Here is a 1,796-nt window from a genome sequence, read left to right as displayed (position 1 = left end):
GACATAGTAGGCCACGCATGCGGCTAGTCAAACGTCCGCCGGCGGCGTACTGCGCGCCCTGCGGGGCATTTCCGGCTTGCCGGGCAACCTCGCGTAGCCCGGTGCCACCGCCGCCGCTGCGCTACTTCGACACCTGCTGCGTCGTCTCCTTGCCCGCATTGGCGACTGCGACGCTCGGCCAGCCGCCCCCAAGCGCCTTGTAGAGGGTGACAGTGTCGGCAAGGATCTGTTGGTGATTGGCCAACAATTCGAGTTGCGCGTTCAGCAGCGACCGCTGGGCCTCGAACACATCGAGCTGGGACACCACACCTTCCTTCAGTTGCGCATCGATCTGCGCCGCCACCACACGCAACTGCTCCACCTGTTGTTGCAACTCCACGCGCTGCTTCTTGTGCGCATCGACGTTCACCAGTGCGTTCTCCACTTCCTCGAAGGCGGTGATCACCGTGCGGCCGTACTCGTTCTCGGCCACCTTGGTCTGCGCCTCGGTGGTCTTCACATGGGCGCGCACGTTCGGGTCCAGCATGGGCAGGTTGATGCTAGGCATGAAGCCGAACGTGAAGGACTTCAGCAGATCCGTCAGCGCGAAGCTCGCAGTGCCGCCGCGGCCTGTCAGGCTGACGCTGGGCAGTTGCGCCAGCCTCGCCTGGCCCACCAGGTTGTAGGATTCCAATACCCGATATTCCGCCGCGACAATATCCGGGCGCCGCGATAGCAGCTGCGACGGCAGTCCCGCAGGCACCGGCGGCAACTGTATGCGCTCCTGCAGGTGCCCGGTCGGCACCTTGAATACGCCGGCCGGCACACCCACCAGCGTGCCAAGTGCATTTTCCGAGATATCGCGCGAGCGGCGCAGCTCCAGCAGGTCCTTGGTCAGCCGATTGATTTCCGCCTGCTGCTGCATCACGCGAATCTTCGGGATCAGGCCATTCTGGAACATCGCCTGGTAGGTGGAGAGGATCTGCTTGTTTTTGGCCAGTGTCCTGGCCTGCTGATCGATCTGTTCATCCAGTTGCAGTATCTGGAAGTAGGTGGTGGACACGTCAGCCACCAGGGTAAGGTAGCCGGCACGCCAGTCCGCCTCGGTGGCGCTGAATTCGGCGGCCTGCGCCTGCACGCCCTTCTCCACCTTGCCCCAGATGTCGATGTCCCAGTTGACCTGGGTGCCAAGGTTGTATGTCTTGACCAGCGACTGTCCAGTGCTCTTCTCGAAGCTTGCCCCGGCGCCGACGTCGAACACCGGCAGCGCGCCTGCCTTGGCCTCGCCGATCAGCGCGCCCGCCACCTTGATGCGCGCGGCAAGCACCTTGATGTCATAGTTGCCAGCGATCGCCTTGTCGACCAGTCCGTCGAGATAGGGATCGCGAAACGCCTGCCACCAGTTCGGCACGATCGTGTCCGACGCGGAGACCGTGATCGAACCCTGTCGCGCCCAGTCCGGCTTGGCCGGCGTCTCCGGACGCTGATACACCGGCGGACGAAAGTCGGCGCAACCGGCCAGTGCCAGCAGGCAGGCGCCTGTCATCAGGAGGCGCTTCGCCACCGTGTGCACTCCATGCACGGGAAACAGGGTCAAGAGGACTGGCACGATCGCCTCCTGCGCGCGCAAGCGAACCAAAAAGGACGCGGCGGGCAGCCGGGCTCGCCATCGACACGCTACGCATTCATTGTGTATCCGCGGGTGGCACGATCCAACCCGAGAATTCCGAGAATTTCGATTGGGCTGCCATGACGGCGGCAAGGGAAAGCCGCCCGCCCGGCAAGCCGGGAGGACGGCAGCGGCGTCAACGATAGAT

1 protein-coding gene is annotated in these 1,796 nt (G+C 64.0%); it reads right to left on the bottom strand.

Going from position 1 to position 1,796, the window contains the following annotated elements:
• Positions 1–121: 121 nt before the first annotated feature.
• Entirely contained in the window at positions 122–1,525 is a 1,404-nt protein-coding gene (locus P3W85_RS05780; protein ID WP_276264065.1) for an efflux transporter outer membrane subunit, read from the bottom strand.
• Positions 1,526–1,796 lie beyond the last annotated feature (271 nt).

Source organism: Cupriavidus basilensis, assembly GCF_029335485.1.
In the GTDB taxonomy this organism is placed as follows: domain Bacteria; phylum Pseudomonadota; class Gammaproteobacteria; order Burkholderiales; family Burkholderiaceae; genus Cupriavidus; species Cupriavidus basilensis_E.
Note: the sequence above shows the minus strand (reverse complement) of the source record. Positions and strands in the feature narration are given on the sequence as shown.

What these genes read in the sequence shown, in the direction of transcription:
- P3W85_RS05780 (WP_276264065.1), bottom strand. Translation starts at nt 1,525, where the DNA reads ATGACAGGCGCCTGCCTGCTGGCACTGGCCGGTTGCGCCGACTTTCGT.